Source organism: Phyllobacterium sp. SB3, assembly GCF_040009165.1.
Lineage (GTDB): Bacteria > Pseudomonadota > Alphaproteobacteria > Rhizobiales > Rhizobiaceae > Phyllobacterium.
In genome coordinates, this window is sequence record NZ_JBDYKI010000013.1 from 101926 (window position 1) to 117092 (window position 15167).

At 56.5% G+C, this 15167-nt stretch carries 13 protein-coding genes and 1 pseudogene; 11 read left to right on the forward strand and 3 right to left on the reverse strand.

Annotated elements, in window-relative coordinates:
- Nucleotides 1–35 precede the first annotated feature (35 nt).
- The 7 genes from ABKW30_RS28125 to ABKW30_RS28155 all read left to right on the forward strand — a co-directional run bounded on the left by ABKW30_RS28125 (nucleotide 36) and on the right by ABKW30_RS28155 (nucleotide 8675).
- Nucleotides 36–824 (forward strand): SDR family oxidoreductase, encoded by a 789-nt coding sequence (locus tag ABKW30_RS28125; protein WP_348602266.1) that lies wholly within the window; start codon nucleotides 36–38, stop codon nucleotides 822–824.
- A gap of 21 nt (nucleotides 825–845) precedes the next feature.
- The gene (locus ABKW30_RS28130) at nucleotides 846–2411 is read left to right on the forward strand and encodes a sugar ABC transporter ATP-binding protein (RefSeq protein ID WP_348602267.1); all 1566 of its coding nucleotides are present in this window, start codon (nucleotides 846–848) and stop codon (nucleotides 2409–2411) included.
- Between the two features lie 40 nt (nucleotides 2412–2451).
- Entirely contained in the window at nucleotides 2452–3456 is a 1005-nt protein-coding gene (locus tag ABKW30_RS28135; RefSeq protein ID WP_348602284.1) for a ribose ABC transporter permease, read from the forward strand.
- Between the two features lie 82 nt (nucleotides 3457–3538).
- Nucleotides 3539–4474, forward strand: a complete 936-nt coding sequence (locus ABKW30_RS28140; RefSeq protein ID WP_348602268.1) for an ABC transporter substrate-binding protein — start codon at nucleotides 3539–3541, stop codon at nucleotides 4472–4474.
- 248 nt (nucleotides 4475–4722) lie between these two features.
- Nucleotides 4723–5778 (forward strand): type IV toxin-antitoxin system AbiEi family antitoxin, encoded by a 1056-nt coding sequence (locus ABKW30_RS28145; protein ID WP_348602269.1) that lies wholly within the window; start codon nucleotides 4723–4725, stop codon nucleotides 5776–5778.
- Nucleotides 5766–6635 carry a nucleotidyl transferase AbiEii/AbiGii toxin family protein gene (locus ABKW30_RS28150; protein WP_348602270.1) on the forward strand — a complete coding sequence of 290 codons (870 nt, stop codon included), beginning with the start codon at nucleotides 5766–5768 and terminating at the stop codon, nucleotides 6633–6635. Before ABKW30_RS28145 ends, ABKW30_RS28150 begins: the two co-directional genes overlap by 13 nt.
- Nucleotides 6636–6899: 264 nt before the next feature.
- Nucleotides 6900–8675 carry an oleate hydratase gene (locus ABKW30_RS28155; RefSeq protein WP_348602271.1) on the forward strand — a complete coding sequence of 592 codons (1776 nt, stop codon included), beginning with the start codon at nucleotides 6900–6902 and terminating at the stop codon, nucleotides 8673–8675.
- A 9-nt stretch (nucleotides 8676–8684) separates the two neighbouring features.
- Here the strand turns inward: ABKW30_RS28155 and ABKW30_RS28160 are convergent.
- Nucleotides 8685–9448, reverse strand: a protein-coding gene (locus ABKW30_RS28160) for an IS5 family transposase (protein WP_348602272.1) whose coding sequence is annotated in 2 segments (ribosomal slippage) — nucleotides 8685–9127 and nucleotides 9127–9448 — 765 coding nt in all. Because the reading frame shifts where the segments join, the coding sequence is not laid out codon by codon here.
- Nucleotides 9449–9567: 119 nt separating this feature from the next.
- Entirely contained in the window at nucleotides 9568–10467 is a 900-nt protein-coding gene (locus ABKW30_RS28165) for a LysR family transcriptional regulator (RefSeq protein ID WP_348602273.1), read from the reverse strand.
- A 202-nt stretch (nucleotides 10468–10669) separates the two neighbouring features.
- On the opposite strand from ABKW30_RS28165, the gene ABKW30_RS28170 reads away from it, so the two are divergent.
- The 3 genes from ABKW30_RS28170 (at nucleotide 10670) to ABKW30_RS28180 (ending at nucleotide 13546) form a co-directional block, all read left to right on the forward strand.
- Complete coding sequence (locus ABKW30_RS28170) at nucleotides 10670–11701, forward strand: aldo/keto reductase (RefSeq protein ID WP_348602274.1); 1032 nt, start codon at nucleotides 10670–10672, stop codon at nucleotides 11699–11701.
- A 37-nt stretch (nucleotides 11702–11738) separates the two neighbouring features.
- A complete protein-coding gene (locus tag ABKW30_RS28175; protein WP_348602275.1) occupies nucleotides 11739–12563 on the forward strand; it encodes an aldo/keto reductase in 825 nt (274 codons plus the stop codon).
- Nucleotides 12564–12643: 80 nt separating this feature from the next.
- Nucleotides 12644–13546 (forward strand): NAD(P)-dependent oxidoreductase, encoded by a 903-nt coding sequence (locus ABKW30_RS28180; protein WP_348602276.1) that lies wholly within the window; start codon nucleotides 12644–12646, stop codon nucleotides 13544–13546.
- Nucleotides 13547–13637: 91 nt separating this feature from the next.
- Here the strand turns inward: ABKW30_RS28180 and ABKW30_RS28185 are convergent.
- Nucleotides 13638–14302: pseudogene (locus ABKW30_RS28185) on the reverse strand (IS5 family transposase); the annotation flags it as partial.
- Between the two features lie 669 nt (nucleotides 14303–14971).
- Here ABKW30_RS28185 and ABKW30_RS28190 point away from each other — a divergent pair.
- A partial coding sequence (locus ABKW30_RS28190; protein ID WP_348602277.1) for a helix-turn-helix domain-containing protein occupies nucleotides 14972–15167 on the forward strand: 196 nt, incomplete at its 3' end.

Below are 15167 nucleotides of genomic sequence, written 5' to 3' on the forward strand. Positions count from 1 at the left end.
TTTTTGAAATCTTGCAGCAGACCTGTCGGGGTAACATGACCAAGCTTGAAAATGCAGTGATTTGGATCACAGGGGCGGGGAGCGGGATTGGCGAAGCCACGGCGCTTACCCTTGCCGATGCCGGTGCAACCCTTGTGCTCACCGGTCGCCGGGAAGAACCATTGCGTTCCGTGAGCGCACGGATTGCTGCCACTGGTGGCCAATCTTATGTGGCAGCCGGGGATTTGAGCGATGCGGCTGTCGTGGAAAGGATCGCATCGGGGATTATAGCGCAATATGGCAGGATTGACGTGCTCGTTAACAATGCGGGTGTGAATATCCGTGACCGCAGCTCGCGCGCTCTAAGACCCGATGGCGTGGATACAATTATATCGTCCAATTTATCGGCGGCGTTTTATTGCGTTACGGCGACGCTTCCCATCATGCGTCAGCAGGGCGGGGGACTGATGATCCATACGGCATCATGGCTGGGTCGCCACAGCCACTCTCTGGCAGGCCCAGCCTACAGTGCAGCAAAGCATGCCGTTGTTGCGATGAGCCATGCCATAAATATGGAAGAGTTTTCCAACGGTATCCGCTCATGCGCACTTTGCCCCGGTGAGGTTGCTACACCGGTTCTTGAGAACCGCCCGGTTCCTGTTCCCGTCGATGAACGTGAGAAGATGTTGCAACCACAGGATCTGGCCGACCTCATTTTGATGACCTGTCTTCTGCCCCGGCGTGTTTGCCTTAATGAAGTGGTTATCAGCCCGACATGGAACCGTATGTTCCTGTCGCAGAGTCAATCCGGATTGGTCGTCGAGCAACCATTGGCAGTCGCATAATTTTCACGAGGGAGATGGCACATGTCTGCAATGCTCCAAGAGAAAATCCGGACAGATGGTCATCGGCCATTGCTGGCCATGCGCGGGATTACCAAGAACTTTCCTGGTGTCAAAGCTTTGGCGAATGTTCAACTGGACGTATTTCCGGGCGAAATCCACGCTCTGATGGGCGAGAATGGTGCAGGCAAATCTACCTTGATGAAAATCCTGTCCGGCGCGTATCAAGCGGACGGAGGCACAATAGAGATCCAGGGGAAAACGGTTTCAATCAGCGGCCCAATGGCGGCAAAGGCGCTTGGTATTGCCATAATCTATCAGGAACTGGCATTGGCCCCTAATCTGACGGTTGCAGAAAACATCCTTCTGGGGCGGGAAGTCTTAAAATCCGGCTTTCTCAATCGATCTGCAATGGCCAAGGCCTGTCAGGGCACATTGGCCGAACTGGGGGCGGATTTCGATAGCAGCACTCTGGTTGGTTCACTTTCCCTGGCACAGCGCCAGCAGGTGGAAATAGCCAAAGCTTTGATCTCTGACTGCCGCATGCTCGTGATGGATGAGCCCACGACGTCGCTTTCCTCAAGAGAATGCGACCGGCTGTTTAAGGTTATTCGTCAGTTGAAATCCCGTGGCATCGCCATTGTCTATATCAGCCATCGAATGAGCGAAATTTATGAACTCAGTGATCGTGTGACTGTGCTGAGAGACGGTACTTTCGTCGGGTGTATAGCGCGCAGTGATTTGTCCGAAGAGATACTGGTCCGCATGATGGTCGGCCGCGACCTGTCTTCCTTTTATCAGAAGGACCGCAAGGCTAAATACGCGCCCGGGCCTGTTCTCTTGTCTGTCCACAATCTTCGGGATGATCGTAAAGTCAAAGATGTGTCGTTCGATCTCCATGCGGGAGAAATCCTCGGACTGGCTGGTCTGGTAGGCGCTGGACGAACCGAGCTTGCCCGGCTGATTTACGGAGCAGAGGATAGGAAGGGCGGTAGCGTGATACTGGGATCGCGCCAACTTCTAGCCCGCCATCCGATTGATGCCATCAAAGCGGGTATCGCTTACCTGACCGAAGACAGAAAACAGCAGGGCCTCTTTCTCGATATGAGCGTCCTCAAAAATGTCAATATTTCTGCCATTGGAGCGGACAGTGGGCTGTTGGGTATCTTGAACGGACAGTCTGGACGTACCAGGTGCGCCAAAGCCATTGCAGACATGAAAATAGCGGTCGCTGACCCCTCCACTAATGTGGGCTCCCTTTCAGGCGGAAATCAGCAGAAGGTCTTGCTCGCCCGGTTGCTTCAGACACATCCAAAAGTCTTGATCCTCGACGAACCGACGCGTGGCGTCGACGTCGGTGCAAAATCCGAGATCTATCGCATTATCGAAAACCTTGCCGCCCTGGGAACAGGCATTCTGGTTATCTCAAGCGAGCTTCCGGAACTGATCGGCATTTGCGATCGCATCCTGGTGATGCGGGAAGGAAGAATTTCTGGCGTGGTTGGCGGCGACACAGGCGCTGCGATCGATTCCGAGGCGATTATTGCCATGGCAACCGGATCGGCCACAGCGCAAAAAATAAGAAACTGAGGAAATAAAAATGAGCCTGACCAATACACACCCACCGGCGATGGTCCGAAAAAAGATGGCCGTCAAGGCGTCTTTTCAGGCTCTTGGCATGTTGCCCATCCTTGTGCTTATTGGCCTGCTTTTTCAGTTCCTCAGTGGGTATACGGAGACCGGAAGTCTGATTGATGCCTGGGCCGAAGGCAGGTTTCTTTCGGCCGAGAACTTGTCGATTGTCGCACAGCAAGCGTCCATCAACACGGTTTTGGGTGCGGGAATGACATTTGTCATTCTGACCGGCGGTATTGACCTGTCGGTGGGCTCCATCCTTGCAGCCTCTGCCATGGTGGCCGTCATGGCTTCGATGTTTCCCGGGAACTGGGGCTTTGTCGGGATTCCGGCCGCTATCGGACTTGGCACAATTCTGGGGCTCATCAATGGGTCGCTGATCGCCTTTGCGCGCCTGCCTCCATTCATCGTCACGCTTGGCACGCTCACAGCCGTTCGTGGATTTGCCCGCCTTCTTGGGGACGATAAAACCGTCTTTAATTCTGATCTGCCTTTTGCATTTCTTAGCCAGGACAGTTTCATCGGGATCTCGGGTCTTTCTCTCATTGCGTTGGCGGTGGTTCTCTTATCCTGGTTTGTCTTGCGCTGGACCGTTCTTGGTGTGCGAATTTATGCGGTGGGAGGAAACGAAGACGCTGCCCGGCTTTCCGGGATCAAAGTCTGGGTCATCCTTTTGTTTGTCTACGCTGTTTCCGGCCTCCTTTCTGGCCTCGGCGGCGTGATGGCATCAACGCGCCTGCTTGCCGCCAACGGTCTTCAACTGGGGCAGGGTTATGAACTCGATGCGATCGCCGCCGTGATTTTGGGGGGAACCAGCTTCGTTGGAGGTGCCGGTACCATTTGGGGCACCTTGATCGGTGCGCTTATCATTGCGGTTCTGTCGAATGGACTCATCCTCACCGGTGTTTCCGATGTTTGGCAGTTCATCATTAAAGGCTTGGTTATTATCGGTGCTGTTGCACTCGATCGATATCGCCTGAAGAGTTCCAGCCGCACCTGAGTGCCGGGTAAAAAAAGGGGCATTTGCCGGTCGATGCCTTGGTGAACAAAGATGAGCCGGAAACCAATATGGGAACAAACACATGAAAACGCTTTTGATAACAGTCTCTGCACTTGCAATGATGGTTTCCGCAAGTTCGGCTAAAGAACTCAAATCAATCGGAATCTCGCTGGCTTCCCTCGGTAATCCTTTCTTTGTCGCCTTGGCGAACGGAGCGCAAGCCGAAGCGAAGAAGATCAATCCGAATGTCAAGGTGACAACGATTGGCTTCGAACAGGATTTGAACAAGCAGATCGACCAGATAGATAATTTCATTGCATCTGGCGTGGATCTTATATTGCTCAACCCCGGCGATAAAAATGCGCTGGAGCCCGCAATTCGCAAAGCCCAGGCAAAAGGAATTGTTGTGGTGTCTGTCGACACTGCCGCCAAGGGTGCCGACGTTACTGTCACGACGAACAATGTTCAGGCCGGTGAGATCGCTTGTAAGTACATCGTCGACAAGCTGGATGGAAAAGGCAGCGTAATTATCCAGAACGGTCCGCAGAATTCGGCGATCATGGATCGCGTACAGGGATGTAAGACTGTCTTCGGTGCCGCTCCCGGGATCAAAGTTCTCTCTGACGATCAGGATGGCAAGAGCTCCCGCGATGGCGGAATGGCAGTCATGCAATCGCACCTCACACGCTTTCCCAAGATTGATGCCGTTTTCGCAGTGGCAGATCCCCAGGCCATTGGAAGCAATCTGGCGATGAAGCAACTCGGCAGGAAGGATATTATTATCACGTCAGTAGATGGAGCGCCGGATCTGGAAGCGGAGTTGAAAGACGCAAAGAGCCCTTCTATTGCTGCGACCGCCAGTCAGGATCCATATATGATGGCGCGCGAAGCTGTGAGACTGGGCGTTGAAGTCCTCAATGGCAAAAACCCTGAAAAGTCCGTCGTCCTCCTCGATTCCAGGCTTGTCACTCGTGATAATGTCGGTGATTACAAGGGCTGGGAAGCTGCCCGAGACTAGCTTGAGCGATAACCGGCATACTCGTTTGTAGGGGATAATATCGCTATACGGATATTATCCCCTCTGTTTTAAAGGCCTTGAGCGATATCGGTTGCGCTCGCGCAGGTAGCGCGATGGGGCTGGCCCAGCGCGGATTTCACCCGAAGCCACCTGTTCAGCATTTGCTGAAAACTACAATTTCACTGAAAAAGGTTTGACAATTTTCACCGTCTGGGGCATTTTCAGCAAATGCTGAAAGCCCCTTTGAAGTGAACGACCTGGAGAAACGAGCAGCCGAGGCTTTGGGGGCGCTGCTGCGGAGCATACCCGTGATCCATGTCGAGAAACTTGGCCTCACGCCAGCTGAATCCCGCGTCGATATTCTCGCCGAGCTCAACTTCAATGGGAATCGCCGGTTCCTCGCATGCGAAGTCAAACCGGTCGGTCAGCCGCGCCATGTGCGCGCGGCACTGCTTGAGCTTCAGAAGGCTGTGCAGGGCTTTGACCCGCCGGCGATGCCGATCTTCATCGCTCCCTACCTGTCCCGGGAAGCGCAGGCGCTTTGCCGCGAGTTCGACGTGGGATATCTCGACTTTCTGGGAAACGCGCGGATCACATTCGATAGCGTGTTTATTGAGCGCCAGGTGGATACAAGGCCGCCCGCCCTTCAGCGAAATCTGAAATCAATCTTCAAACCAAAATCCGCGCAGGTCCTCCGGGCGCTCCTGCGCGATCCCGGTCGGGCATGGCGTGTCGCAGATCTCTCGCAAACGTCGGGCGTCAGCCTGGGCCACGTCAGCAACGTCCGCAGCGAGTTGGTTGATCGTGAGTGGGCCGAGGTCACGGATGAGGGGTTACGGCTATCGCAGCCCGATGCGCTCCTTGATGCCTGGCGAGACGCCTACGAAGCGCCGGCCAGCGAACGTATGAGCTTTTACACGACGCTCCATGGTCAATCGCTCGATAGCGCGGCGCGCGGCGCGTTGGGCGTCGTGCAAGGCGGGTCTAACGCGGTCTTTGCATCGTTTTCGGCGGCGCACTGGTTGGCACCCTACGGGAGGATGTCCACCCACTATTTCTACGCAGATTCAATTGGCCTCACGGCCCTGCGCGATGCTTTGGAGCTGTCACCCGCTGCATCGGGCGCGAATGTCGTCGTCATGGTCCTCAAGGATCATGGACTATTCCACGATATCGTAGAGCCCGCCCCAGGTGTGGCCTGTACGAGCCTCGTCCAAACCTACCTCGACCTTTCCACCGCTGGAGAACGAGGAGCGGAAGCCGCGGAACACTTGAGACAGGAACTCCTTTCATGGCGAAAATAGTCCCACCCGACCCTCAGTCCGCAGCCGATTACGAGGATCGCACGACAAGAGCGGTGAAGGGTGTTCTGGTCGAGATCGGCCAAATCCTCGGCAGCTTCAAGGGCAAGTTCGCTGTCATCGGCGGCGCCGTTCCCTGGCTGCTTCTTGACAATGAAGACATGCCTCACGTCGGGACGCTCGACGTCGATCTCGGACTCAACGCAGAAGCGCTGGGCGACGGCGAATACGTCACTTTGGTCGAAGCGTTGATGGGGCACGGGTACAAGCAGCGTGAGGAACTCCGCCGCTTCCAGCTCGTGCGTGAGGTGCCTCTCAACGATGGAGGCGCGCCGATCGACATTGTCGTCGATTTCCTGATGCCGCGCGATGCGGAATTCGTGAAAAATCGTCCACCGATCCTGACTGACTTCGCTGTCCAGCGGGCGAATGGTGCGGACCTCGCCTTGCGGTTTTATCAACTCGTCGCCATCACCGGCGATATGCCGGAGGGCGGCACCAATCGCGTGGAGGTGGCCGTTTGCTCGATTCCTGCCCTGCTCGCTATGAAGGGCCACGCCCTCAATGGACGGCACAAGCAGAAAGACGCCTACGACATTTACTACAGCATCCGGAACTATCCCGATGGGATAGAAGCTCTGGCCGAAGCCTGCAGACCCTTGCTCGATCAGAAAAGCGGTGCGCGAGGCTATCAGTACATCGCGGACAAATTTGACGCCCTCGAAGGTTACGGCGCGACGAGCGTTCGCAAATTCGTTGCCGAGACGGACATTCTCGACGGCCGCACGCCCGAACAGTGGCAACAGGATGCCTTCGGACAGGTCGACGCCTGGCTGCGGGCGGTTGGCCTGCGTGGCTGACGTGGCGAGGTAAGTTTTGACCAAAAAATATAAACGATCGGGGGAATATGAAAAATTCAGGATCGCGGTGGCTTTGATGGGAACCGCATATTCATGCTCCAGGCACCGTGCTCAACGATCAGTTCAATGGACCGGACACGTGGGAAGGAGCCTCCACACGGCCAATCGAATCTTTTGCAGGCGTTTCTGGAGATGTCGGCTTCTCGGTCCGGATCACATTGTCAATCCCCGGCGCTCGCGCCCAAGTCCGTAGAGGTATCATCCATGTATCGCAGCAACGGCAATTTCGAGGCTTATGCGCGCGCGCCGAAGCCTGACGGCGTTGATGGCAAGAGGGCTTATTTCGTCGGCGCCGGGCTTGCGTCCCTCGCCGGTGCAGCCTTTCTGGTGCGCGACGCCCAGTTGCCCGGCGAGATGATCACGATTTTCGAGGAACTCGGCCTGCCCGGCGGCAGCATCGACGGCATCCTCGACGAGCATAAGGGCTTCATCATCCGCGGCGGCCGCGAGATGGAAGCGCATTTCGAGACGCTGTGGGATCTGTTCCGCTCCATTCCCTCGCTCGACACGCCGGACGCATCCGTCCTCGACGAGATGTACTGGCTTCACAAGAAGGACCCGAGCCGGAATCCCTGTCGAGCAACCGAGGACCGAGGCGAGCCGATCCCGCACATGGCGGACCTGACGCTGACGCCGAAGGCCATCGAGGAGATGCTCAAGCTCGCTCTGACGCCCGAGAGCGCGCTCGACGACAAGCGCATCGACGAGTGCTTTGGCGAAGAGTTCTTCGCCTCCAATTTCTGGCTCTACTGGGCCACGATGTTCGCGTTCGAGCCATGGGCGAGCGCCATGGAAATGCGCCGCTACATGCTGCGTTTCGTCCACCACATCGCGGCGCTCGCCGATCTCTCCTCGCTGCGCTTCACGCAGTACAATCAATACGAGTCGCTGATCAGGCCTCTCGTCGCCTGGCTGGAAGGCAAAGGCGTCCGCTTCCAGTACGACACCCAGGTCGAGACCATCGAGGTCGACACGGGCGGGGGCAGCAAGCTGGCCCGACGGCTCGTCATGACCGTGAAGAGCGAGCGGAAGACGATCGACCTCACGCAGAGCGATGTGGTGTTCGTCACCAACGGGTCGATCACCGAATCGTCAACATTCGGCGACAACGACCACCCCGCACCGATCGAGACTGACCATGGCGGCGCATGGACGCTCTGGAAGAATCTTGCCGCGCAGGACCCGGCCTTCGGCCGGCCGGAGAAGTTCTGCGAAAACATCCCGGACGCGAACTGGACGATCTCGGCGACCGTCACCCTGCTCGACGACAGGATCGTGCCCTGGATCGAGAAGATGACCGGGCGCGACCCTCGCAATGGCCGCATCGTCACCGGCGGCCCGTGCAACTTCAAGGACTCGAACTGGCTGTACGGCTACACGATGAGCCGCCAGCCTCACTTCAAGGCGCAGGACGCCAGCCAGAAGCTCGTGGTCTGGCTCTACGGCCTGTTCTCTGACAAGCCCGGCAACTACGTGAAGAAGACCATCCGCGAATGCACCGGCGCCGAGTTGTGCGAGGAGTGGCTCTTCCACATGGGCATTCCGGTCGAGGACATTCCCTCCCTGGCACGCGGATCGGCGAGCACGATCCCCTGCAATATGCCCTACATCACCTCCTACTTCATGCCGCGGGCGATGGGCGACCGCCCGCTCGTTGTACCGGAGGGCTCGAAGAATCTGGCCTTCATCGGCAACTTCGCAGAAACCGAGAAGGATACCGTGTTCACCACCGAATATTCGGTACGAACGGCCATGGAAGCCGTCTACACGCTATTCAATGTCGATCGCGGCGTACCTGAAGTCTTCGCCTCATCCTTCGACGTGCGCGTGCTGATGAGCGCGTTGTACTATCTCAACGATCGGAAGAAGCTGCACGAGATCCAGCTCCCGTTCCTGGCTCGCCTCCTCGGCAAGGTGGCCATGAAGAAGATCGAGGGCACCTATCTCGAAGAGCTGCTGAAAGAAGCCAAGCTGGTCTAGGGTGCGGACTCATAACGCATTGATCCAGATACGTGCTGCGGCGAGTTTGATGGCTGCAAGGAAGTTAAGCGGGTCTTTGTCGTAACGTGTAGCGATGGCTCTGAATTGTTTGAGTTTGTTGAAGAACCGCTCCACCAAATTGCGTTGGCGATAGACCCACGGGCTGAAGGAAAAGGTGTCCTTGCGGTTTCTTTTTGCCGGAATGTTTGCCCAGGCTCCTTTAGCTTTTGCCAAAGCGCGCAACGCATCGGTATCATAGGCACGGTCTGCCAGCAGGATTGTTCCACGACCGATGTTGCCGAGCATCGGCTCGGCCATCTTGCTGTCATGAGCCTGGCCGGCGGTGAGCATGAGTTCGACAGGCCTGCCTTCAGCATCGACGACAGCATGTATCTTTGTAGTCAGGCCGCCGCGGGAACGTCCCATGCAGCCATCGTCAACATCCCCTTTTTTCCTGTGGCAGCGTGCTGATGCACCCGGACACAGGAACTGTCGATCATGACAATCTCGCCATCGAAGGCCTTTGATACCTCCCGCAGAATATCATCCCAGACGCCTTTCTTGCGCCATCGGACAAACCGATTGTAGCAGGTTGTGGGCGGACCATAGCGTTCAGGAACATCTGCCCAGGGTGAGCCCGTGCGAAACCGCCATAAAATCCCATTGATGATGCGCCGGTCATCAACACGCGGCACTCCCCGGGGCTTGTTGGGTAACAAAGGCTCGATGATACCCCATTCAAAATCCGTAAGATCAAAGCGGCGACGCGTCATAGCAGGGCTCCCAAATACTGCCGACCTTGAATCACAACAACGCTAAGTCGGGAAGCCTCATTTATAAGTTCGCGCCCTAGCCTCCAGTCGCGTGGCTTTGAGCTTGTTCTCCGACGCAGTCAAACCTGCGAAGAGGACACACGGCGTTTTGTTTCCAGCAGGGTCAAGAATCGTGTCGGAGCCGCTTCCGGCAATTCACCGGGTAGCCTTGCAACAATGACCTCCCAACATATGTCGACCTGGCTTACGCTACGGATCGATATCGTCGGGCCATAGCTGTGCGCGACCGATTCCGGCACGAGAGCAATCCCGAGTCCTCTCGATACGAGATCGAACAATGTGTTCAGGTCGCTGACTTCAAAAGCCGTTTTCCGCGTCAGACCGGCACTGTGAAACGCATCGTCGATGAGTTTTCGGGTGCCCCAATCGGGTTGAAAATCGACAAAGAGAAACTGGCTGATGGCTGGCAAGGTTATGTCGTTCAAGGCAGCGGCCGGGTGGTCAACGGCACAGATCAGAACCAGATCTTCGCAGGCGATCATGGTGGTGACGATTGAACTTGTTGGCTCTGTGACGGGAAGGAAAGCAAGATCGATAATGCCTTTCCGAAGCTTATCGAGCAGGTGATCGGCACCCCCCTGGATCAAACGAACTTCAACCCGCTCATAGAGATCGTGAAATTCAGCCAGAAGTGCCGGCAGGTCGAGGAAAGCCGGTAGGCCCTGCACGGTCCCTATACCGAGCTTGCCGCCGTTGGCGTGCGTCACGTCGTGGACGGTCTGCCGCGCATCTTCGGCGGCATCGAGTACGACGACAGCTTTTTCCAGAAATGCTTTGCCCGCCAAGGTCAGGCGGACCTTGCGTGTCGATCGCACGAACAGCTGCGTTCGAAGTTCCTCCTCAAGGGACTTGATCGCACTCGACAATGCCGATTGGGCGACGTTCAGCTGGCGGGATGCTCGCGTAAAATGCTCAGCTTTTGCCGCAGCAACGAAATATTGCAGTTGTCTTAGGTCCATGATGCCCTGATTATGCGCGTTTATAGATCAATGATATCTATATAATCTATTTGCCTGATGGAACTGCCTACCTCATTATCGAAAGATTGGGGCTGTCGCGGTCCCGCCCAAATGATTTCACGGTCACTCACAGGTAGCGCCGGTTATCCAAATTCCTGGACCGGGCTTCGCGACGAGCCTCCAGACATAACGGAGTGTAACAATGGAATACCGAAAGCTCGGTAACAGCGGCGCTGTCGTGTCCGCATATTGCCTCGGCACAATGACCTTCGGAGCCGAGTCCGACGAGGCGACATCGTTTCGGCTTCTGGACGATTATGTTGCCGCCGGCGGCAATTTTATTGATACCGCGAACGTTTATAGCGCGGGCCTGTCGGAAGAGATCGTCGGGCGCTGGCTCAAAAGTAAGTCCGGCGTGTTGCGAGATCTGGTGATCACGACCAAGGGGCGCTTTCCGATGGGCGATGGGCCCAACCATCTTGGCCTCTCGCGCAAGAATTTGCGCGAAGCGCTGGATGCCTCGCTCAGGCGGCTGGGTGTCGAGCACATCGATCTTTACCAGATGCACGCCTTCGACACGTTGACGCCGCTGGAAGAAACCCTGCGCTTCCTCGACGATTCAATTCGTAACGGCAAGATCGCCTATTATGGGTTCTCCAATTTTCTGGGATGGCAACTGACCAAAGCCGTCTGGCTGGCCAAGGCCAGTGGCTATCAGCCGCCGGTCACCCTGCAGCCTCAGTATAACCTGCTCGTACGCGACATCGAGCACGAGATCGTACCGGCCGCGCTTGATGCCGACATCGGGTTGTTGCCATGGTCACCCCTCGGCGGCGGCTGGCTCTCGGGCAAGTACAAGCGTGACCAGACGCCGACCGGCGCGACGCGGTTGGGCGAGAATCCCGCGCGCGGCATGGAGGCGTTTGACAAGCGCAATGCCAGGTCGATGACATGGGAGGTGATCGATGCCGTCGAGGATATCGCCAAGGTGAATAATGCCAGCTTGGCACAGGTGGCCCTGGCATGGGTGGCGGCGCAGCCCGCGGTGACCTCAGTGATCCTGGGCGCGCGGACCACCGAGCAGCTCAAGGATAATCTCGGCGCAGCCGAACTTGTGCTGAGCAACGAAGACGTCGCGAGGCTTGGCGGCGTCAGCAAGCCAGAAATGTCGGATTATCCCTATGGCGCGGGCGGCATCGCCCAGCGCAACCGAAATATCGCGGGCGGGCGTTAATCCGGACGAGCCGACGCAAACTCGAGGAGTAAAAAGCATGAGCACCGAACCTGTCGTCGCGGGTATTCCGCAAATGGGCTATGGCACCTGGAACCGCCCCGGCGACGAAGCGTCAAACGGGGTGCTCTGGGCACTGGAGGCAGGTTGCCGCCACATCGATACGGCGCAGGGCTATGACAACGAGCAGGACGTAGCACGTGGCATCAAGGCCAGCGGCGTGGCGCGCGGGGAGATTTTCATCACCACCAAGGTGAAGCCGGAAAATTACGGGTCCGGCGCGGTGCTGCCCTCGGTCCGCGAAAGCCTCGACAAGCTGCAAACCGATCAGGTCGATCTGCTGCTGTTGCACTGGCCCTCGCCGCATGATCGCTATCTGCTCGAAAGCTATGTGGGCCAGTTGGGCGAGGTGCTTCAGGCAGGCCTTGCCAAGCGCATTGGCGTTTCGAATTTCACCAAGGGATTGATAGACCGCTCGATTGCGATTTTGGGCGAAGGCACGATCACCACCAACCAGGTCGAGTGCCACGTTTACATGCAGAACCGTCCGATCGTGAGCTATTGCGCCAACCTCGGAATTCCGATCACTGCGTATTCGCCTCTTGCCCGAGGCGCGGTTGTCGGCGATCCGGTACTCGAGTCGATCGGCAAGGCTCACGATGCGACCGGCGAGCAAATCGCCTTGGCTTTTCTGATGGCAAAGGGCCTGATCGTTATCCCCTCCTCAGGCAAGAAGGACCGGATCGTCTCGAATTTCCAGGCTCGGCATGTCGTGCTGACCTCCGAGCAGATCGTGCTGACCGAGGCGCTCGACAAGGGTTTGCGGTTGGTCAATGGCGACTGGTGCCCGGTGTGGGACGTCTGAGCATAAGCTTGGCCGCTTGACAAGGCCCCACAGGTTGGCCCGCTACGCCGCATCATTTCATAAGAATTTGGAGTTTCATCATGCTGACTTCAGGCAAACGCATTGTTTTTACCGGTGGCACCGGCAAGGCTGGCCGCCACGCCATTGCCTATTTGCTTGAGCAGGGTCATCAGGTCCTCAATCTCGATCTCGTGCCCTTCGCCCATCCCGGCGTACGTACGCTCATCACCGTCCTGACCGATAGCGGTCAGACCTTCAACGCGCTCTCCATGCACTTCGACGGCAAGGAGCTCGAAGCAGGTGGCGGCCCGGCGCCCGTCGATGCCGTCGTGCATTTTGCAGCCATCCCCAGTCTCTTGCTTCGACCCGATAATGTCACTTTCCAGACAAATGCGGTTTCGACTTACAATGTTATCGAAGCTGCGACCAAGCTCGGCATCCGCAAGATCATCATCGCCTCCAGTGAAACCACCTATGGAGTCTGCTTCGCCGAAGGTGATCAGGACTTCAAGTCATTCCCGTTGGAAGAAGATTATGATGTTGACCCGATGGATAGCTATGGTCTTTCCAAAGTGGTCAATGAAAAGACAGCACGTGCATTTGCCATGCGCAGTGGCGCTGACATTTACGCGCTGCGCATCGGCAATGTCATAGAGCCGGATGAGTATGATCGCTTCCCGGCGTTCCTGGCCGACCCGTTGTCCCGAAAGCGCAATGCCTGGAGCTATATCGACGCGCGCGATCTGGGCCAGATTGTCGATCTTTGCATTCGCAAGGACGGGTTGGGTTTTCAGGTATTCAACGCGGTCAACGACCAGATCACAGCGCTCGAACCCACTGCAGGCTTTCTTCGCCGGTGGGCGCCGAAGACCCCATTCACCCGGCAACCGACCGAGTGGGAAGCGCCGATTTCCAACCGCAAGATCAGGGAAGTGCTGGGCTTCAAGGAGCAGCATAACTGGCGACAGTATGTCACCAGTTAGCCGGTAGTTGCCTGCCATTTTAGCCGACCGTCTTTTGCGATCGCTGCGATGCGCTTGTCTCTTGGATCAAGCGGCCCGGATCGTCATTACTTTCTACCGCCGTCAAACGAGGTGGAATGACGATGTTTGCGGTGTCGCTGTGCTCAAGAACGGCCGATAGGTGGGCTTGCCGTCATAGGCGCCATCGGCCGTGAATTGACTAATCTCATCGTCTATCTGATTGAGCAATGGCTCCACCTGTGCAGCATCATCAGTGTTCTAATCAGTCAATGTTTCTGCCACTATGTCACCGTTACCGGCGTTCACTGCCAAGTGAAGTTTGCGCCAGTTGCGCCGCGATCTGGTGCCGTGCTTGTCTTCCAGCCATTGGCCAGCGCCGTATATTTTCAAACCAGTGCTGTCGATCAGTACATGGATTGACCCGTCCGGCATCGACAGCAGTCTTCCATCAGGTCGTTTCCACCTCCGAGCCCGGCGGCTCAAGGTTGTATGATCAGGGACAGGCAGTTGCAGTCCCAACAGATCAAGTATCGAACGGATGAATCCTTCGGCCTGCGAAGGGGGTAGGCTGAATACACAAGCCAGGGTCGAGCCTGTCTCAATGGCAAGATCGGAATACCACCGCTAGTCGCCACGCATTCTCCGTCGAGACGCATGCCATCCGGCTAGTGCTTCCGGCGTTACCCACAATGTCAAGCTACCACGCCGGCAAAGACCTGCCTCGTATTCCCGCCAGTTTGTCACTTTGAACGGCATGGCTCGGATCAGATTGATTGCGATCCAACAGGCCTACTTCCAAACCATTGAAAAAGGATCGATGCACCAAGCCCATTGAATGCACGACACAACAGTCTTTAATCGGGATTGTAGACATTCACGCTACAATTAAAAATGCTAGAAAATCCCCTGTTATCGGCATTTTCAAAGGAAGGTTAACCTGGCAGGTTCTGCAATTGAACAAATGCCAAATCCTGAGCTAGGGTCGGCAAGGTTACCTTTTCGACCGTGGAAACGATCCCTGGGCTGACTTATATTGAACGTTCCCTCCGAACAGGACGAATCTATAGAGACGGGAGCGATCTGGAAATGAGTTCTCTACCCGCACGTGCAATAGGGAGACGACTTCCATATGTCGCGCTGCTCGCGCGACGGTCGCGCATGCGCCAATGCGAATTCGCCGACATCGGGCCTGCCGGCTCGCGATCTTAGAGGTTTAGTCGAGGGCCTGTCACGCCTGCGAAGTCACACCAGTGAAAATCTGGAAGCCCCACGAGCGCATCGGCGGTCGCGGGACGGTATTGAAATCGAGCGTTCTGAAACTTGTGCGCGATGACTCTTCTGTGTTGAGCAAAGTTATTGTAAAGTGCCTTACCAAATGAATTATACCTTTTCGCAGGCGCTGCGGAATCATCCCGGAACGACTTTGTGAAGCGACATCTGTTGAAAAAACTACCCGCTCGTATTGATCAGCCACTTACAGAAAGCGCACGATCAGTCCTGAAAATGATCTCGCGTTCCGGACCGGTTACAAGGCCGCAACTGAGTGCCGCGCTCGCTTTTTCCAAACCAACGATGTCCGCTGCAGTCGGCGAACTCGAAGCCCATGGACTTGTGGCTTCGA

Coding starts and splice junctions, on each gene's coding strand:
- ABKW30_RS28125 (WP_348602266.1), top strand. CDS start 36: ATGACCAAGCTTGAAAATGCAGTGATTTGGATCACAGGGGCGGGGAGC.
- ABKW30_RS28130 (WP_348602267.1), top strand. CDS start 846: ATGTCTGCAATGCTCCAAGAGAAAATCCGGACAGATGGTCATCGGCCA.
- ABKW30_RS28135 (WP_348602284.1), top strand. CDS start 2,452: ATGGTCCGAAAAAAGATGGCCGTCAAGGCGTCTTTTCAGGCTCTTGGC.
- ABKW30_RS28140 (WP_348602268.1), top strand. CDS start 3,539: ATGAAAACGCTTTTGATAACAGTCTCTGCACTTGCAATGATGGTTTCC.
- ABKW30_RS28150 (WP_348602270.1), top strand. CDS start 5,766: ATGGCGAAAATAGTCCCACCCGACCCTCAGTCCGCAGCCGATTACGAG.
- ABKW30_RS28155 (WP_348602271.1), top strand. CDS start 6,900: ATGTATCGCAGCAACGGCAATTTCGAGGCTTATGCGCGCGCGCCGAAG.
- ABKW30_RS28165 (WP_348602273.1), bottom strand. CDS start 10,467: ATGGACCTAAGACAACTGCAATATTTCGTTGCTGCGGCAAAAGCTGAG.
- ABKW30_RS28170 (WP_348602274.1), top strand. CDS start 10,670: ATGGAATACCGAAAGCTCGGTAACAGCGGCGCTGTCGTGTCCGCATAT.
- ABKW30_RS28175 (WP_348602275.1), top strand. CDS start 11,739: ATGAGCACCGAACCTGTCGTCGCGGGTATTCCGCAAATGGGCTATGGC.
- ABKW30_RS28180 (WP_348602276.1), top strand. CDS start 12,644: ATGCTGACTTCAGGCAAACGCATTGTTTTTACCGGTGGCACCGGCAAG.